This is a genomic window from Oribacterium sp. oral taxon 108 str. F0425 (genome assembly GCF_000214455.1).
In the GTDB taxonomy this organism is placed as follows: domain Bacteria; phylum Bacillota; class Clostridia; order Lachnospirales; family Lachnospiraceae; genus Oribacterium; species Oribacterium asaccharolyticum.
The window spans coordinates 1,074,406-1,090,879 of the sequence record NZ_AFIH01000001.1; the positions used below are offsets into that span (position 1 = coordinate 1,074,406).

At 45.3% G+C, this 16,474-nt stretch carries 13 protein-coding genes; 11 read left to right on the top strand and 2 right to left on the bottom strand.

The features are described from left to right. The first annotated feature begins 399 nt into the window (after nucleotides 1-399). The 5 genes from HMPREF9124_RS05120 (at nucleotide 400) to HMPREF9124_RS05140 (ending at nucleotide 5,541) form a co-directional block, all read left to right on the top strand. Nucleotides 400-1,704 (top strand): O-acetylhomoserine aminocarboxypropyltransferase/cysteine synthase family protein, encoded by a 1,305-nt coding sequence (locus tag HMPREF9124_RS05120; protein WP_009428474.1) that lies wholly within the window; start codon nucleotides 400-402, stop codon nucleotides 1,702-1,704. Nucleotides 1,705-1,858: 154 nt separating this feature from the next. Continuing rightward, nucleotides 1,859-2,629 carry a 16S rRNA (uracil(1498)-N(3))-methyltransferase gene (locus HMPREF9124_RS05125; protein WP_009428711.1) on the top strand — a complete coding sequence of 257 codons (771 nt, stop codon included), beginning with the start codon at nucleotides 1,859-1,861 and terminating at the stop codon, nucleotides 2,627-2,629. Next, a complete protein-coding gene (locus tag HMPREF9124_RS05130) occupies nucleotides 2,626-3,783 on the top strand; it encodes a cysteine desulfurase family protein (RefSeq protein ID WP_009428167.1) in 1,158 nt (385 codons plus the stop codon). Before HMPREF9124_RS05125 ends, HMPREF9124_RS05130 begins: the two co-directional genes overlap by 4 nt. Nucleotides 3,784-3,842: 59 nt before the next feature. Then, nucleotides 3,843-4,934, top strand: coding sequence for a 50S ribosomal protein L11 methyltransferase (gene prmA, locus HMPREF9124_RS05135; RefSeq protein WP_009429460.1), 1,092 nt, complete (start codon nucleotides 3,843-3,845; stop codon nucleotides 4,932-4,934). A gap of 22 nt (nucleotides 4,935-4,956) precedes the next feature. Next, the gene (locus tag HMPREF9124_RS05140; protein WP_009428951.1) at nucleotides 4,957-5,541 is read left to right on the top strand and encodes a flavin reductase family protein; all 585 of its coding nucleotides are present in this window, start codon (nucleotides 4,957-4,959) and stop codon (nucleotides 5,539-5,541) included. Between the two features lie 75 nt (nucleotides 5,542-5,616). On the opposite strand, the gene thiI is transcribed toward HMPREF9124_RS05140, so the two are convergent. After that, nucleotides 5,617-6,819: a tRNA uracil 4-sulfurtransferase ThiI gene (thiI, locus tag HMPREF9124_RS05145; RefSeq protein ID WP_009429130.1), complete on the bottom strand. Its 1,203-nt coding sequence runs from the start codon at nucleotides 6,817-6,819 to the stop codon at nucleotides 5,617-5,619. Between the two features lie 142 nt (nucleotides 6,820-6,961). Next, nucleotides 6,962-7,204, bottom strand: a complete 243-nt coding sequence (locus tag HMPREF9124_RS05150) for a PTS sugar transporter (protein ID WP_009429529.1) — start codon at nucleotides 7,202-7,204, stop codon at nucleotides 6,962-6,964. Between the two features lie 158 nt (nucleotides 7,205-7,362). Here HMPREF9124_RS05150 and mtaB point away from each other — a divergent pair, with 158 nt between their 5' ends. The 6 genes from mtaB (at nucleotide 7,363) to HMPREF9124_RS05180 (ending at nucleotide 16,312) form a co-directional block, all read left to right on the top strand. After that, nucleotides 7,363-8,748: a tRNA (N(6)-L-threonylcarbamoyladenosine(37)-C(2))-methylthiotransferase MtaB gene (mtaB, locus tag HMPREF9124_RS05155; protein ID WP_009428069.1), complete on the top strand. Its 1,386-nt coding sequence runs from the start codon at nucleotides 7,363-7,365 to the stop codon at nucleotides 8,746-8,748. Between the two features lie 99 nt (nucleotides 8,749-8,847). Beyond that, on the top strand, nucleotides 8,848-9,909 hold the full coding sequence (gene hrcA, locus HMPREF9124_RS05160) for a heat-inducible transcriptional repressor HrcA (protein WP_009428410.1): 1,062 nt from the start codon (nucleotides 8,848-8,850) through the stop codon (nucleotides 9,907-9,909). 12 nt (nucleotides 9,910-9,921) lie between these two features. Continuing rightward, on the top strand, nucleotides 9,922-10,602 hold the full coding sequence (gene grpE, locus HMPREF9124_RS05165; protein WP_009428765.1) for a nucleotide exchange factor GrpE: 681 nt from the start codon (nucleotides 9,922-9,924) through the stop codon (nucleotides 10,600-10,602). 158 nt (nucleotides 10,603-10,760) lie between these two features. After that, nucleotides 10,761-12,635: a molecular chaperone DnaK gene (gene dnaK / locus HMPREF9124_RS05170; protein ID WP_009429563.1), complete on the top strand. Its 1,875-nt coding sequence runs from the start codon at nucleotides 10,761-10,763 to the stop codon at nucleotides 12,633-12,635. Between the two features lie 209 nt (nucleotides 12,636-12,844). Further along, nucleotides 12,845-13,969, top strand: a complete 1,125-nt coding sequence (gene dnaJ / locus HMPREF9124_RS05175; RefSeq protein ID WP_036598000.1) for a molecular chaperone DnaJ — start codon at nucleotides 12,845-12,847, stop codon at nucleotides 13,967-13,969. Between the two features lie 198 nt (nucleotides 13,970-14,167). After that, on the top strand, nucleotides 14,168-16,312 hold the full coding sequence (locus HMPREF9124_RS05180; RefSeq protein WP_009428637.1) for a methyl-accepting chemotaxis protein: 2,145 nt from the start codon (nucleotides 14,168-14,170) through the stop codon (nucleotides 16,310-16,312). Nucleotides 16,313-16,474: the final 162 nt, after the last annotated feature.

Genomic DNA, 16,474 nt, shown 5'->3' on the forward strand with positions numbered 1-16,474 from the left:
AGTCATACCTCCGTAACAGGACTTCCAGCATTCGAAAGATTTCGACTTGATAATGGAATAGCCGCGTGATTTTGCCGGGCACGAAAAAATCTTCCGATGTTTTCAGATGATAACACAAACTGGACTTGATAAAATATCCAATTTTATAAAAATATATAAGACCAGATTGTTATAGTCTGTAACTATATCCAAATCAAAATTCATAGTATTAGACAGGAAAAGTGCACTGTGCTACAGTTTCTGACAAGATGTGATTCGGTTATCCGAAAGAGACATTTGCTTTAATGAAAAAACGGAAGAGAACGTTTTTTAAGGGCGGTAAGGTATTTTATTCTTAACAAGTAGCACAGGCGAAGCCTGAGACATCTTGTTGTGGTTTTTGACTATGGAGGTAGAAGAATGAGCGAGAAGAATAGAACGGGAAGAAATTTTTCTTTTAACACAAGAGCGGTTCATGTAGGGCAGGAGAAGGCGGATCCGGCAAGCGGTGCAAGGGCAGTACCTATTTACCAGAGTACAGCTTTTGTTTTCGAAAATTGTGATCAGGCTGCTGCACGTTTTGCTCTTAAGGAGGCGGGGAATATTTACACCAGACTGACGAATCCGACACAAGGCGTGCTAGAGGAGAGGATTGCCAGTCTTGAAGGAGGAGTTGCGGCGCTGGCGCTTGCATCCGGTGCAGCGGCGGTAACCTACGCTTTTAAAGCCGTGGCCCATCAAGGCGATCATATCGTCAGTGCAAGAAACATTTATGGAGGAACGTATAACTTCTTAAAGCATACCTTCCAAGATTCCGGTGTGGAAACGACATTCGTGGATCCCTATGATTTGTCCGAAGCGGAGAAGGCCATTCAGGAAAATACAAAAGCACTCTATATTGAATCTCTCGGAAATCCCAATGGGGATGTTGTAGATGTTGAGGCTTGGGCAAATTTAGCACATAAACACGGGCTTCCGTTAATCGTAGACAATACTTTCGCAACCCCCTATTATGTTCGTCCGATAGAGTACGGTGCAGACATCGTGGTGCACTCCGCCACGAAGTTTATAGGAGGACAGGGCTCCACCATGGGCGGTATCGTGGTAGATGGAGGAAAATTTGACTGGACTAAGGGAAATAAATGGCCTTGGCTTACGGAACCGAATCCTTCCTATCATGGAGTGAGCTTTGCAAGAGATACTGCACCGGCAGTGCTTGCAACGTATATCCGAGCTATCATCCTTCGAGATGAGGGAGCGGCCATTTCCCCCTTCAATGCCTGGTTACTCCTGCAGGGGACCGAAACGCTTCCACTTCGTGTAGAGAGACACGCGCAAAATGCGTTGAAGGTAGCAGAGTATTTGAACAAACATCCGAAGGTGGAACATGTTTCTCATCCTGCCGTTTCTAAAGATCCTTTACAGCAAGAACTTTATAAGAAGTATTTTCCAAATGGCGGAGGCTCTATTTTTACCTTTGACATCAAGGGAGATGCGGAAACAACGAAGAAGTTTATTGACCATCTCGAGCTGTTCTCTCTCTTGGCAAATGTTGCGGACGTGAAGTCTTTGGTGATTCATCCGGCAAGTACAACGCACTCGGAGAGTTCGAAAGAAGAATTGCTTAAGCAGGGAATCAAGGAAAATACGGTTCGTTTTTCTATCGGAATAGAGGATATCGGAGATATTCTCACGGATTTGGAAGAAGCGTTTAAGGCAATTTAAGGTGAAAATCATTTGTAGAACATTTTTTGTGTAGCGGGAAAAAGAAGCGTCTTTCGACAGAGGAAAGAACGGCTTCTTTTTCCTTTTATCTTGTCACTTGGAATAGAAAGAAGTAAGATAGCAAAGAATCACGACTAAGGCGGAGAAGAAAGCGATGCATCATTTTTTTGTAGACAAGAGTGAAATTATTGGGGATGAAATCAAACTTTACGGAGATGATTTTCATCATTTACAGAAAGTTCTTCGGGGAAAAATCGGAGAGGAAATTATAATTTCCGATGGGGATGCTGTCGATTATCATTGTAAAATAAAAGGCTATGGAGATGATTGTGCCCTGCTTTCCGTTTCTTTTTTGGAAGAGATGCATGAACTTAAGACAAGACTTATACTCTTGCAGGCTCTTCCCAAGGGAGAGAAGATGGAACTCATTATCCAGAAGGCGGTAGAACTTGGCGTGACGGAGATTATTCCTTTAGAAAGTGAAAATTGCATTGTGCAGTTAAAAGGAGAGAAGGCGGAGAAGAAAAGAAAGCGTTGGCAGAGTATTTCCGAAGCGGCGGCAAAGCAGTCCAAGCGTTCTATTATTCCGGAAGTGCTCCCGGTTACCACATGGAAGGAAGCATTTTCCACTCTGAAGGATGCGGAGATGAAGCTCTTACCTTACGAAAATGAAAGAGGAGTAGGCTTTACAAAGGAAGTGCTTCATCAAGCGGAAGAGCTGGGAGAAAAGGCCGGCAGCAAGATTGTTCTTTGTATCGGACCGGAAGGCGGGTTTTCTATTCAGGAAGTGGAAGAGGCTAAGAAAGAAGGCTTTCTTCCCATTAGCTTGGGAAAAAGAATCCTCAGAACGGAAACAGCGGCAATTGCCGCATTAAGCCTTTTGATGATGCATTTGGAATTTGCTGAAAATAAGGAGGCAGAATGAGAAGTATTTACTTAGATAATTCAGCTACCACTAAGGTTTATCCGGAAGTGGCGGAAGAGATGTGTAAAACGATGATGGCTGATTATGGGAATCCTTCGGCGAAACATCTCATGGGAGTAGAGGCGGAAAAATACTATAGGCAGAGTCGGGAGGAAATTGCCGAGACCTTAAAGGTGAAGGCGAAGGAGATCCTTTTTACTTCGGGCGGTACGGAGTCCGACAATATGGCGCTAATCGGAGGATCCTTTGCTAAAGTAAGACAGGGAAAGCATATTATCAGCTCTGCAATTGAGCATCCTGCTGTGTATAAGACTTTGGAGTTTTTGGAAAAGCAGGGCTTTGAGATCAGCATTTTAGCAGTAGATGAGAAAGGGCATATCTCTTTAGAAGAGCTGGAAAAAACGATTCGGGAGGATACCGTTATGGTAAGCATCATGACGGTAAACAACGAAATGGGAGCAATAGAGGATATCCATGCCATTGGAGAGCTTATCAAGAAAAAGAACCCGAATTGTCTCTTCCATACTGATGCAATACAGGCCTATGGGAAAATGATTCTTCGCCCGAAAAAAGATTTTGTGGACCTCCTTTCCGTAAGCGGACATAAGCTTCACGGCCCCAAGGGGATCGGTTTTCTTTTCATCGATGAGAAGGTGAAGATTGATCCGATTCTTTTTGGGGGAGGACAGCAAGGTGGACTTCGCTCCGGCACGTTAAATATTCCCGGCATTACCGGGATGGGACTCGCTGCCAAGATGGTTTATCAGGACTTCCCGGAAAAGATAGAGAGACTCTATCAATTGAAGGACTACTTTATCGAGGAGCTTTTGAAGCTCCCGGAAGTAAAGGTGAATTCCGAAAAAGGAGCGGCATCCGCGCCGCAGATTGTCTCCGCATCCTTCTATGGGGTAAAGGCGGAGGTTTTGCTTCATGCGCTGGAAGATAAGGGAATCTATGTTAGCAGCGGATCCGCCTGCTCTTCGAATCATCCGGGAATCTCCGGAACACTGAAGGCTATCGGTCTTGGACCGAAAGAATTGGATTCGACACTTCGCTTCTCCTTTTCCTTTCTTACGGAAAAACGTGAACTTACCGATACGATTGAAGCTTTAAAGGAACTGCTCCCTGTTTTGCGAAAGTTTTACAAAGCATAAAAACTGTTATAAAGCATAACAACTTAGAAAATGCGATGGGAAACGGAGAGAGGTCGTTTATGGTTTGGAGAAAAATAGCGGTAAAAACAAAGGAGGAGGCGGTAGAGATATTAGCTGCCTATTTATTTGACCGATGGGAAATCGAGGGCGTGGAGATAGAAGACGGTAAGGGGCTTACGGAAGAGGAAGCAAAAATCATTTTCGCGGACATCCTTCCGGAGGAAACTGCCGGAAACGGAGAAGCGAGTCTGTCCTTTTATCTGGAAATTTTACCGGAAGAGGAGAAAAAAGCGAGAAAGGCTCTCGTGGAGAAAGAATTCTCGGATGAAACGGTAGACCATTCCTATACATTGAACAGCAGCAATATTTTTACGGAAGAAGAGTGTAGAGAAATTCTTTCGGATTTAAAGAGAGAGCTTAGTGAAATGGCGGAGTACACGGAGATTGGAAGTGGTGAAATATCCGTTTCCGAGACGGAAGACAAGGACTGGATGAATGCCTGGAAGGATTTTTTCCATAGCTTCCGTGTGGGAAAGCTTCTTATTAAGCCGAGCTGGGAGGAGGAAGAACCGAAGGAGGGAGAATTTGCAATTTCTTTGGATCCCGGTACAAGCTTCGGTACGGGACAGCATGAAACGACGAAGCTCTGCCTTCTTTCTCTGGAAAAATATTTGAAAGAAGGCGATCGCGTACTGGATCTCGGTACCGGATCGGGAATTCTCGGGATTGCCGCTTTGAAAATGGGCGCAAAAGAGGTTTTAGCCACGGATCTTGATCTCCTTACAAAGGAGGCAGTTGCGGGAAATTGCAAAGAAAACGGGATTTCGGAAAAGGATTTTCATCTCTTCATTGAAAATATTTTGGGAGAGGAAGAAAGCGCGAAAAGCTTGCAGGCTGCTTTCCGGAAAGAGCCCTTCGAAGTAGTTTGTGCCAATATTCTTGCCCCCGTGATTGTTTCCTTAACTCCGCTTGTACCCTCTTTTCTAAAACAGGACGGCATCTTTATCGCTTCCGGTATTATTTGCGATAAGGCGGAGGAGGTACGAAAAGCATTGCAAGCAGAAGCAAGCTTGGAAATCCTCGAGGAGTGTGTAGAAGGGGAATGGCACGCCTTCACCGCGAGAAAGAAAACAAGTAAGGAAGAAAGTTAGAAAGAGAGTTAGAGAGAGTTCTATGGCAAAAGAAATGTGGAAGCCCGGAAATATGTTGTATCCTGTGCCTCCTGTGTTGGTGACCTGTCAAAATAAAAAGGGAGAAAGCAACATGCTTACCGTGGCTTGGGCAGGAACCGTGTGTTCCACGCCCGCCATGCTTTCCATTTCCGTTCGGAAGGAGCGGTACTCTCATGCCATGCTGATGGAAACCGGAGAGTTCGTTGTGAACCTTCCGACAGAAGATTTGGTACGGGAAACGGATGAAGCCGGTGTACGTTCCGGAAGAGACTTCAACAAGTGGGAAGCCCTGCATTTGCATCAGGAAGAGGGAAAAATGCTTTCTGTTCCCATGATTTCCGAGTGCCCGGTAAATATGGAATGTAGAGTCAAGCAGGTTTTGGAGCTGGGAAGTCACGATTTATTTTTGGCGGAAATTGTGGCGGTTCATGTAGACTCTTCCTTATTGGATGAAAAGAAACGCCTGCAATTGGAAAAGGCAAAGCTTTTGGCCTATTCTCACGGACAATATTTCGGTCTGGGAAAAGTATTGGGAAGCTTTGGATTTTCCGTACGAAAAGGCGCAAAAAAGAATAAGGGAAAATAGACAGTCGTTTTTTAAAAGGGAGGAGCAGATTTTTCATGCTTCCTCCCTTCATTTCTTTCTCTTAGTTTCCTTCTCTTAGTTTTCCCTTTCCTTGCGGATCAGGATGGATTCCACCTCGTTCACCGCTTTTTCCACCATGGCATCAATCTCGGGGAAGAGCTTTTCTTCGGATTTTCTGATTTTCTCTACAATGGGCTTGGTTACGGGGTGTTTTGCCACAAAGATGGTGCAACAGTCTTCATAGGGCTCAATGGAGGTTTCATAGGTTCCGATTTGTTCTGCCACATCTACGATTTCCTGCTTATCAAAGGCAATCAAGGGGCGGTACACCGGAAGAGTGCAGACTTCATTGGTGCAAACCAGACTTTGCAGGGTCTGAGATGCGACCTGTCCTATGGATTCTCCCGTAATGAGACCGATACAGCCATTTTTATAAGCTAAGGCTTCCGCAATACGCATCATATAGCGGCGCATGATAATCGTCAATTCATCGTGCGGACAGCGGTCGTAAATCGCAAGCTGTATCTCCGTGAAGTTTACAACATGCAGCATGATGGGACCGGTATAGGTGGAAAGCTGTCTTGCGAGGTCCACGACCTTGATTTTTGCTCTTTCACTGGTATAGGGCGGTGCATGAAAGTAAGTGGCTTCGATTAAAGCACCTCTTTTTGCCACTTTAAAGCCGGCAACTGGAGAGTCAATTCCGCCGGAAAGAAGGAGCATGGCTTTTCCGTTTGTGCCAAGGGGCATACCGGAAAGTCCCGGAATGATTTTTCCGTAGATATTGATGAACTGTCGGATTTCGATGCGGAGCTTTACTTCGGGCTTGTGCACGTCCACTCGGGTATTCGGGAAGTTCTCCAAAATACTGTGTCCGAGTTCCATTTCGATTTCCGGAGAGCTCATGGGATAGGATTTCTCCGCACGTCTGGACTCGACCTTAAAGCTTACGGGACTGTCTCCGTAAGCGGCACGGAAGTAGGAGAGTACCGCCTTTTCCAAATCGGCAAAATCGGCAGAGTAGGGAATCTGCACCATGGGTGCAATCCCGGCGATGCCGAATACATGTTGAAGCGCATCCATGCATTCTTCGTAGTCATAGCGTTCCGACTTCACATGAACATAGATTCTGCCGCGTTCCCTGGCCACATAGTACTCTCCCGTGGCACGCTTTAATTTCATGCGAATGTCTTTTGCAAGAGCGTCCTCAAAGACATAACGGTTTTTTCCTTTCGTGCCGATTTCAGCGTATTTAATTAAAAATGCTTGGTACTCCATACTGCTCCTTTTCTTTCCATTACTTTACCGACGCTATCGCACGCAAAATGCACGATATGCTTTGCAAAAAATAAAGTGCATGAATCCATGCACTTTTTAAAAACCTTGTAAGGCTTTCATCTTTCCGTTAAGATACAGGAAGTTAAGCTTCTAAGATATAGGGTTTCAGTGTATTTACGATTTCATCCAGTCTGGACTCATCCGCATGAATATTTAAATCAATGGGCTTGGATAAATCCAAAGAGAAAATACCCATAATAGACTTAGCGTCAATGACATAACGACCGGAAACCAAATCAAAATCCACATCCGTAAAGCGAACAAGGTCGTTTACAAAGGATTTTACTTTATCAATAGAGTTCAGGGAAATACGAACGGTTTTCATTAGACAATCCTCCTTTTTTATGATGGTTTCATTGTAGTGAGGAAGTTTTTTAAAGTCAAGTAAAGATAAGGGCGATTGGCAAAAAGATAAGACCAAGCTCAATAAGGGAGAATAGCAAAAAATAAAGTTATTCTATATAAGGAAGAAAGGGATAAAAAATGGAATTAAAGGGACTGCGTTTTGCCATGCACAACTTAGGCTGCAAGGTCAATTCATATGAAGCGGAGGCAATGAGCGAGGCAATTCTTAAAGAGGGGGCAACGCTGGTTCCTTTTCAAGAGGAAGCGGATATCTACCTTATTAATACCTGCTCCGTAACGAACATTGCAGACAGAAAATCCAGACAAATGATTCACCAGGCAAAGGAACGGAATCCGGATGCTCTTGTGATTGCGACAGGCTGCTATGTGGAAGGAAAGAAGGAGGAACTGAAAAAAGATAAGGGAATCGATATTCTGATCGGAAACAGCGGCAAAGGGAAAATTGTAGAGCTGATCAAAGCCTATCGGGATGCCATGTTGGAAAATGACGGCAAGATCGAAGACTATTTGCCTCCTGTCAAAGAAGAAGGAGAGTATGAGAATCTTTTTCTTTCAAAGCCCTTGGACAGAAGTCGCGCCTTTGTAAAGATTCAAGACGGTTGCAACCAATTTTGTGCGTATTGCATTATCCCCTATGTGAGAGGCAGAATTCGGAGCAGGAAGATAGAGGACTGCCTTCAGGAAATAGAACACCTGGGGCAGGAAGGTATTTCCGAAATCGTGCTTACGGGAATACACCTTTCTTCTTACGGCTTGGATTTTCAAAATCTTTCCTATGAATATGCCAGTAAAATGGCAGAAAGCGGAGAGGCGCTCATTTCTCTCATTGAAAAAATCGGAGAAATCCCTTCTATAAAGAGGATACGTCTGGGGAGCTTAGAGCCCAGAGTCATCACGGAGAACTTCGTTTCCCGCCTAAGGGCTGTGGACGGAATCTGTCCCCACTTTCATCTTTCCCTGCAAAGCGGGGCGGCGAAGACCTTGAAGGAAATGAACCGACATTATACGAAAGAGGAGTTTAAAGAGGCGGTGGACTGTATTCGAATAGCCTTTCCGCTCGCGGCCATTACCACGGATGTGATTGTGGGATTCCCCGGCGAGACGGAAGAGGATTTTCAGGAGTCAAGGGACTTCATCGAAGAAATCAGCTTCTACGACCTGCATATTTTCAAATATTCCCGCAGGAAGGGAACCCGTGCAGACGAGATGCAGGGACAGATTACGGAAAAGGTCAAGAAGGAACGCTCGAAGATTCTCTTAGACCTTGCCCTTAAGGATTCGGAAAAGTTTCGGAAGCAGTTTATCGGCAAAAGGTCGGAGGTCTTAATAGAGGAAGTTCGCGAACTTGAGGGGGAAACGTATTACACCGGTTTTAATAAAGAATACATTCGGTTTTATATCCCTCTGCAGAAAGACAGTGCATTAGAAATCGGAGGGGTTTATCCGGTGCTTGCGGAGAAAGCCATGGAAGAAAGCCTGCTTGGAAAGCTCTTTTCAGAATAAATACAAGTTCATAGGAAATTCACAAATCCCCTCGGGAAAATTCTTGACAATCTCTTTTCCGAGGGGTATATTATGAACATGTGTTAGCACTCGATATATATGAGTGCCAATAAATCCAAAAAGGAGGAAGGTGGTCTTGTGGATCAGAGAAAGCTTATTATATTGACAACGATAATCAAGAACTATTTAGAGACCGGTGAGCCGGTAGGATCCCGAACCATTAGCAAGTACTCCGGTCTGAACTTAAGTTCCGCGACAATTCGGAATGAGATGAGTGATTTGGAAGAGATGGGCTATATTTTACAGCCTCACACTTCCGCAGGAAGAGTTCCTTCCGACAAGGGTTATCGCTTCTATGTAGACCAGTTGATGGAGAAGCAGGAGAGAGATTTATCGGATGTTCGAAGTTCGATGTTTGACAGGATTGAGAAGCTCGAATCCGCCCTACAGTCTCTGGTTAGGAATATAGCGAGCGATACTCATTATACGGCACTTGTTTCCGGACCCAGGATGGAGAAGAACAGGATTAAGTTCTTACAGATTTCTCTGGTGGAAAAGGGAAAACTTCTCTTTCTTCTGATGTTCGAGGGAAATATCATTAAGACGATGACCGTGGACATTGATGAGGATTTAGAGCAGAATGCGATTCTCTCCATTAACCTTCTTTTAAACGATGTTCTGGGCGGACACAGTGTGGAAGAGATTACGGAAGAATACATTCGGACACTCCTGGATAGGAGCCGGCACAGAAAGACGATGGGACTCCTTCTTCAAAGCTTGGAAAGTATGCTTCGTACCGATGAGCAGGATGTGGAAATCTATACCTCGGGCGCTACGAACATTTTCAAGTATCCGGAGCTTATGGATTCGGAAAATGCATCCAAGTTGATTTTTGCTTTGGAGTCCAAGGAGGAACTTGCCGGTCTTTTACAGGAAGCGGAAGAGAAAGAAGAGGACAACAAGAGTATTCAGGTTTATATCGGAAAAGAAAGCCCCCTGCAGGATATGGCAGACTGTGCACTGGTTACGGCAAAGTACCGGCTTGGAAACGGAATGCACGGTACAATCGGGGTAATCGGACCGAAGCGAATGGATTATGAAAAGGTACTGGATACCTTGAGCAGATTAATACAGGAAATGGGAGAGATTCCCTTGCAATAGGAAGGAGACGTTGTGTCAAAGAAGCATAATGAAGACGAGAAATGGAAGAGGCAGTCGCACGAAGGCGGCGAGCAAGGAAGGGAATGCACAAAGGAGGCGTCTTCCGAAGGTGTAAAAACCGCGGAGGAATGCAGTACGGAGAATTGCTCCGGGAATGCAGGGGAGCAGGAAGTGCCTGGCGAAGAACAGACTTCTTCTACACAGACTTTAGGAGAGGATTCGGAGGAGGCTTCTTCCGGAAAGGAAAATTCCGAAAAAGAGGAGAATGCGGAGCTTTTACAGCTGAAAGATAAATATCTTCGCACCTTGGCGGAATACGAAAACTTCCGAAAGCGTTCCGAGAAGGAAAAGGCGCAGATGTTTGAACTTGGCGCAAAGAGCATTATCGAGCAACTTCTTCCTGTAGTGGATAACTTTGAGAGAGCCTTGGAACATATCCCGGAGGAAGAGAAAGAAAACTCTTTTGCAAAGGGTGTGGAAGGAATTTATAAGCAGATTCAGAAAATGTTTTCAGATTGTGATATTCAGGCAATTGAGGCTGTAGGACAGAAGTTCGATCCTGCGCTCCACAATGCCGTTATGACGGAAGAAGAGGGAGATGCGGAAGAAGATACCGTAACTGCCGATTTGCAAAAAGGCTATACCTACCGCGGAAATGTGGTTCGCCACTCCATGGTGAAGGTAAAGAAGTAAGGCGAAGATAAAGAATCGATGTAAAGAAAAACCGATGTGAAGAAAAACTGCTGTAAAGATGAAGTAGTGTATAAACAGACGAATAAGCTTTTAAAAGAGCTTTTTCCATAAAGTAAAGCAAGAAATCAAATTTAGAATAGAAAAAGGAGAGTAAGAATATGGGAAAGATTATAGGAATTGACTTAGGAACAACCAACAGCTGTGTAGCCGTTATGGAAGGCGGAAAGCCCGTTGTTATCCCGAACGCCGAGGGTATGAGAACCACACCGTCCGTTGTGGCATTTACCAAGAATGGTGAGAGACTTGTGGGAGAACCTGCAAAGAGACAGGCGGTAACCAATGCGGACCGTACCATTTCTTCCATTAAGAGACATATGGGTACCGATTATAAGGTTTCCATAGACGGAAAGGATTATACTCCGCAGGAGATTTCCGCAATGATTCTGCAGAAGTTAAAGACCGATGCGGAGAGTTATTTGGGAGAGAAGGTAACCCAGGCGGTGATTACCGTTCCGGCTTACTTTAACGATGCACAGAGACAGGCAACAAAGGATGCCGGTAAGATTGCAGGACTTTCCGTAGAAAGAATCATCAACGAGCCGACAGCGGCAGCACTTGCTTACGGTCTGGAAGATGAGTCCGAGCAGAAGGTTATGGTTTATGACTTAGGTGGAGGTACTTTCGATGTTTCCATCATCGATATCGGTGACGGCGTTATTGAAGTGCTTTCCACAAACGGGGATACGCATCTTGGCGGTGATGATTATGATGATCGTATTACCAAGTGGCTTGTCGAGGAATTTAAGTCCCAGGAGGGCGTAGACCTTTCTCAGGATAAGATGGCTTTACAGCGTTTAAAGGAAGCGGCTGAAAAGGCGAAGAAAGAGCTTTCTTCCGCAACGACAACCGATATCAACCTTCCGTTCATTACCGCGACAGCTGAGGGGCCGAAGCATCTCGATATGAAGCTTAGTCGTGCCAAGTTTGAAGAGCTTACTGCGGATTTAACGGAGAGAACCGCGATTCCGGTACAGAACTCTCTTCGTGATGCGGGCTTAACGGCTTCCGAGCTTGGAAAAGTACTTCTTGTCGGCGGTTCCACCAGAATGCCGGTAGCACAGGAGAAGGTAAAGCAGTTAACCGGAAAAGAGCCTTCCAAGAATCTGAATCCGGATGAGTGTGTGGCTCTCGGTGCGGCAGTACAGGGCGGAAAGTTAAGCGGAGAAGCGGGAGCAGGTGATGTTCTTCTTCTTGATGTTACTCCGCTTACCCTTTCTATTGAGACCCTCGGCGGCGTAGCAACTCCTCTTATTAAGAGAAATACAACCATCCCGACCAGAGCATCTCAGGTCTTCTCTACTGCAGCGGACAACCAGACTGCCGTGGATATCAATGTAGTACAGGGTGAGAGAGAGTTTGCAAGAGACAACAAGAGCCTCGGTCAGTTCAGACTGGACGGCATTCTTCCCGCACAGCGCGGTGTTCCACAGATTGAAGTTACCTTCGATATCGATGCAAACGGTATCGTAAATGTTTCCGCTAAGGATAAGGGTACCGGAAAGGAGCAGCATATCACGATTACTTCCGGCTCCAACATGTCCAAGGAAGATATCGATAAGGCTGTCAATGAAGCAGCGCAGTTCGAAGCTGCCGATAAGGAAAAGAAGGAAGCTATCGAGGTAAGAAACGGAGCGGATTCCATCGTATTCCAGACCAAGAAGGCACTGACAGATGTGGGAGATAAGATTTCCGACAGCGAAAAGGCAGGAGTAGAAGCTGACTTAAAGGCTTTGGAAGATGTTCTTTCCGCAAATCCTCTGGAGAGTATTACGAAGGACGGTGCTGAGAAAATCAAAGCAGCGCAGGAGAAACTGATGCAGTCTTCTCAGGCACTCTTCACCAAGGTCTATGAGCAAGCACAGGCTGCAGGCGCAGCAGGCGCCGGAGCGGAAGCGGGTAGCAGTGCAAATGCCGGACAAAGCGCAGGTAATGCGGATGACAATGTGGTAGACGGAGACTTTAAGGAAGTTTAATAGAAAAAAGGTTTCCCGAGCCTTTCGTTCGGGGAAGTAAGTAAGAACCGTTTCGTAGGTATCGGACTCTCCGGTACCTACGAAATATTGCGTATGATATGAATTCCCCTTCGGGGGGAGATGTAAATATAAGGATTCCCCTTCAGGGGAAAAGTGAATTGGATAAGAGTCCCCTTTCGAGGGGGAGGAAGAGAAGAGGATTTGTAAACATGGCAGAAAAGCGTGATTATTATGAGGTGCTGGGGGTAGAGAAAAATGCCGATGACAGTGCTATAAAGAAGGCGTATCGGCAGCTTGCAAAAAAATACCACCCGGATGCGAATCCCGGAGATGAGACTGCCGCCGCAAAGTTTCGGGAAGCCTCGGAGGCCTATGCGGTTCTGTCTGATCCGGATAAGAGAAAGGCGTATGACACCTATGGCCATGCGGCATTTGATGCCAATTCCGCTGCAGGAGCAAGTTCCGGCTTCGGAGGCTTTGACTTTAGCGGAATGGATATGTCGGATATCTTTTCGGAGTTTTTCGGCGGCGGGTTCTCCGGAGGCGGATTTTCAGGTGGAAGAGCTTATGGGCGTCGTGCCAATATGCCGGAAAAGGGCGACAATATTCGCGTAGGAATACGGATTACTTTTGATGAAGCAATAAAGGGCGTAAAGAAGAATATAAAGATTCGCTATAAGGATACCTGTAAGACCTGTAACGGTTCCGGTGCAAAGCCGGGAACGGAGAAGACGACTTGCCCAAGATGTAACGGTGCAGGACAGGTCAGAATGACACAGCAAAGTTTATTCGGTATGATTCAGCAGGTAACGACCTGCCCGGAGTGTCACGGTACCGGCTCTATCATTAAGGAGAAATGTCCGGATTGTAAGGGCGCAGGCTATATCAATACCGAAAAGACGATGGAAATTTCGGTTCCTGCAGGAATCGATGACGGACAGGCAATCAGGAGAAGTGGCGGAGGAGATCCCGGAAGAAACGGAGGACCGAGAGGAGATCTTCTCGTTGAGGTTTCCGTAAGCGACCACCCCTTTTTTAAGAGACAGGGAATCAATATTTACTCCACGGAAGCAATCAGTTTTCCGAAGGCTGCCCTTGGAGGAACAACGATTGTGAAGACGGTAGACGGACCGGTTGAACTGAAGATTGCTGCCGGAACGCAGTCGGAGACTCGTACTCGTTTAAGAGGAAAAGGCGTTCCGTCCTTGCAGAATCCGAATGTGCGCGGTGACCACTATGTCACACTGGTAGTGGAGACACCGAAGAAATTGAATAAGAAGCAAAAGGAAGCTTTAAAGGCCTATGCCGAAAGCTGCGGAGAAAGCGTAGAATAAAGGGCATTGCATTTTGTATGGGAAGAGAGACGTATGCAGCGTCTCTTTTTTTGTGTATCGAACAAAAAATGTGCAATGCTCGTTTTTGTTCCCTTTTTATACTTAAAATAAAAATACCCTTAAAAAAGCTTTAATATATTCTGCCAATATGCCGATATCTATAAAAGAATAAGGAGTACTGATTCTCAAGGAGGAAAAATGGAAAAGAAAATGAAAGAAAAGAGGCCTGTGGTAAAGAAGGCGGGATCATGGAAGAAAATCAGCCTTGCGGGAAGAATTTCCGCAATTCTTTGTGTTTCCATGTTGGTGGTTTTTGTTCTGATGAATATCTTGATTCTTGCGGCGGCAGGACAATCTTTTGAAAAGGTTAATGCGGATTATTTATATTCCACAACATCCTTAAACGTAGAAAGAGCCAAGAAATCAATTACACTTGCGGAAAATACCGCAAAGGCAATACAGGATCATTTGGAGGAAATGTACACGGAAACGGATAATGGCACACCTTCCGTTCCCAGTGTTTTAAAGGATTCGATTTTGCTTACGGAGAAGCGTTCCTATGAGGAAAACTATCTTCTGGATTCTGTCTGGGAAATGATTCGTCATGACGAACATATCATGGGCGCCGGTGTATTTTTCGAACCGAACGGTTTCCAGCAGGGTGTGCCGGAGTATGCCATGTACTTAGGCCGTGACAACGGAGATGAAAATAAGCGTTTCTCCAAGTTCCTGGACTATAAGTTCTACGGTAACGGAGCGGAGGAATACTATACCAAGGTGGCAGCGGAGAAGAAGAGCCACGTGGTAGATCCTTTTGTGTCTTCCATCACGGGAGAAACCATTTTTGTTTTGGTAGTACCGGTACTGTATAAGGATGAGTTTAAGGGCGCGATTGTAGTTGACTTAAATGTGACTATGTTTAAAACTCTTGGACAGGATGAGTCCGGAGAAGGCGCAAAGACCTTCTTTGATGTAGTAAATCAAGACGGAAAATTTGTTTACAGTTCGAACCCGGAAGCAGTGGGGAAGAACATCGCGGAATATGTGGGAGAAGACAACTTTAAGAACAATATCCAGAGCAGGTTTGCAGATCGTGAGACCTTCCATGTAAAGGATAGTCACCGTGTTCGTTATTTCTCACCGCTTACCATTTATGATACGGACTGGTATGTGCAGTCGGCGATGAGTCTGGATGTGTATAATGCGGGAAAGAATAGACTTCTCTATACCCTTGTTTTTGCAGAGTTTGTGATATTCGTTCTCTTACAGGTTGTGATTTTCTTTACCACCAGACGTTCCTTGAAACCGCTTGGAAAACTGGCGAAAGAGAGTGATAAGATTGCGGACGGTAACTTTAACATCGATATCAGCTATCCCTATCAGGATGAAATCGGTCGTTTGATTCAGAGCTTTAAACGGATTATAGAGCGTTTAAATTATGTGGTATCGGATTTACATTCCAAGCTGGGAGCATTCTCTCAGGGAGATTTTGGACAGGAAATTCATGAAGATGAGAACTATAAGGGGGATTTCCATCCGATTCTGATTTCTTTACAGGAAATCTCGGGCAGTCTGAATGCAACCTTAAAAAATGTACGGAATTCTTCTTCCGAAGTCAGCAGCAGTGCAGGGCAGGTTAGCTCCATGGCACAAAGAATTGCGGACGGAACAACCAAGCAGGCATCATCCGTATCGGATCTTTCCGGAACGATGGACAACATTTCCAAGCAGATTCATCATACGGCAAAGCAGGCTGAGAAAGCACAGGAGCTTGGAGTACTCAGCGGTTCTCATGTGGAAACCAGTAACCAGAAGATGACGGATATGCAGGGCGCTATGGAAGAAATCACCGAGAAGTCCAAAGAAATCAGCAAGATTATTAAGACAATCGATGACATTGCTTTCCAGACCAATATTCTGTCCTTGAATGCGGCTATCGAAGCCGCTCGTGCCGGAGAGGCCGGTAAGGGCTTTGCCGTAGTTGCGGATGAAGTCGGAAACCTGGCGAAGAAATCACAGGAAGCGGCACAAAATACCTCCGTTTTGATTGAAGAAACCATCGGAGCGGTACAAAAGGGTGCAAGATTCACGGCAGAGACTGCGGAAGCACTGCATTCCGTATCCGACAGTACAAACCAGGTGAACGAATTGATTTTGGAGATTTCCAAGGCTTCCGAGGAAGAGTCGGAAGGAATCAACAAGCTCAGCGAAGGAATCCAGGAGATTTCCGCTGTTGTGCAGGATAACTCCGCAACGGCTGAAGAGAGTGCTGCAACTTCTCAGGAATTGTCGGCACAGGCAAATCTGTTGAATAACTTGGTTGATAAGTTTAACTTACGTTAAAACAGAGCTTACTTCTTTTGGAAAGAGCGGAAAAAATAGTTTGTGAAAAAAAAACTAAGTGACTTTCCAAAAGAAGTATGTATAATAAAAAACGTTGGGAACAGTATGGATTAAGAAAAAGCTTCCTAAAAGCAGTAGGGGTTTTCTTTGGGAAAAAGAAAC

What these genes read in the sequence shown, in the direction of transcription:
- HMPREF9124_RS05125 (WP_009428711.1), top strand. Translation starts at nt 1,859, where the DNA reads ATGCATCATTTTTTTGTAGACAAGAGTGAAATTATTGGGGATGAAATC.
- thiI (WP_009429130.1), bottom strand. Translation starts at nt 6,819, where the DNA reads ATGGAGTACCAAGCATTTTTAATTAAATACGCTGAAATCGGCACGAAA.
- HMPREF9124_RS05130 (WP_009428167.1), top strand. Translation starts at nt 2,626, where the DNA reads ATGAGAAGTATTTACTTAGATAATTCAGCTACCACTAAGGTTTATCCG.
- HMPREF9124_RS05120 (WP_009428474.1), top strand. Translation starts at nt 400, where the DNA reads ATGAGCGAGAAGAATAGAACGGGAAGAAATTTTTCTTTTAACACAAGA.
- prmA (WP_009429460.1), top strand. Translation starts at nt 3,843, where the DNA reads ATGGTTTGGAGAAAAATAGCGGTAAAAACAAAGGAGGAGGCGGTAGAG.
- HMPREF9124_RS05140 (WP_009428951.1), top strand. Translation starts at nt 4,957, where the DNA reads ATGGCAAAAGAAATGTGGAAGCCCGGAAATATGTTGTATCCTGTGCCT.
- HMPREF9124_RS05180 (WP_009428637.1), top strand. Translation starts at nt 14,168, where the DNA reads ATGGAAAAGAAAATGAAAGAAAAGAGGCCTGTGGTAAAGAAGGCGGGA.
- HMPREF9124_RS05150 (WP_009429529.1), bottom strand. Translation starts at nt 7,204, where the DNA reads ATGAAAACCGTTCGTATTTCCCTGAACTCTATTGATAAAGTAAAATCC.
- dnaJ (WP_036598000.1), top strand. Translation starts at nt 12,845, where the DNA reads ATGGCAGAAAAGCGTGATTATTATGAGGTGCTGGGGGTAGAGAAAAAT.
- mtaB (WP_009428069.1), top strand. Translation starts at nt 7,363, where the DNA reads ATGGAATTAAAGGGACTGCGTTTTGCCATGCACAACTTAGGCTGCAAG.
- dnaK (WP_009429563.1), top strand. Translation starts at nt 10,761, where the DNA reads ATGGGAAAGATTATAGGAATTGACTTAGGAACAACCAACAGCTGTGTA.
- hrcA (WP_009428410.1), top strand. Translation starts at nt 8,848, where the DNA reads ATGAGTGCCAATAAATCCAAAAAGGAGGAAGGTGGTCTTGTGGATCAG.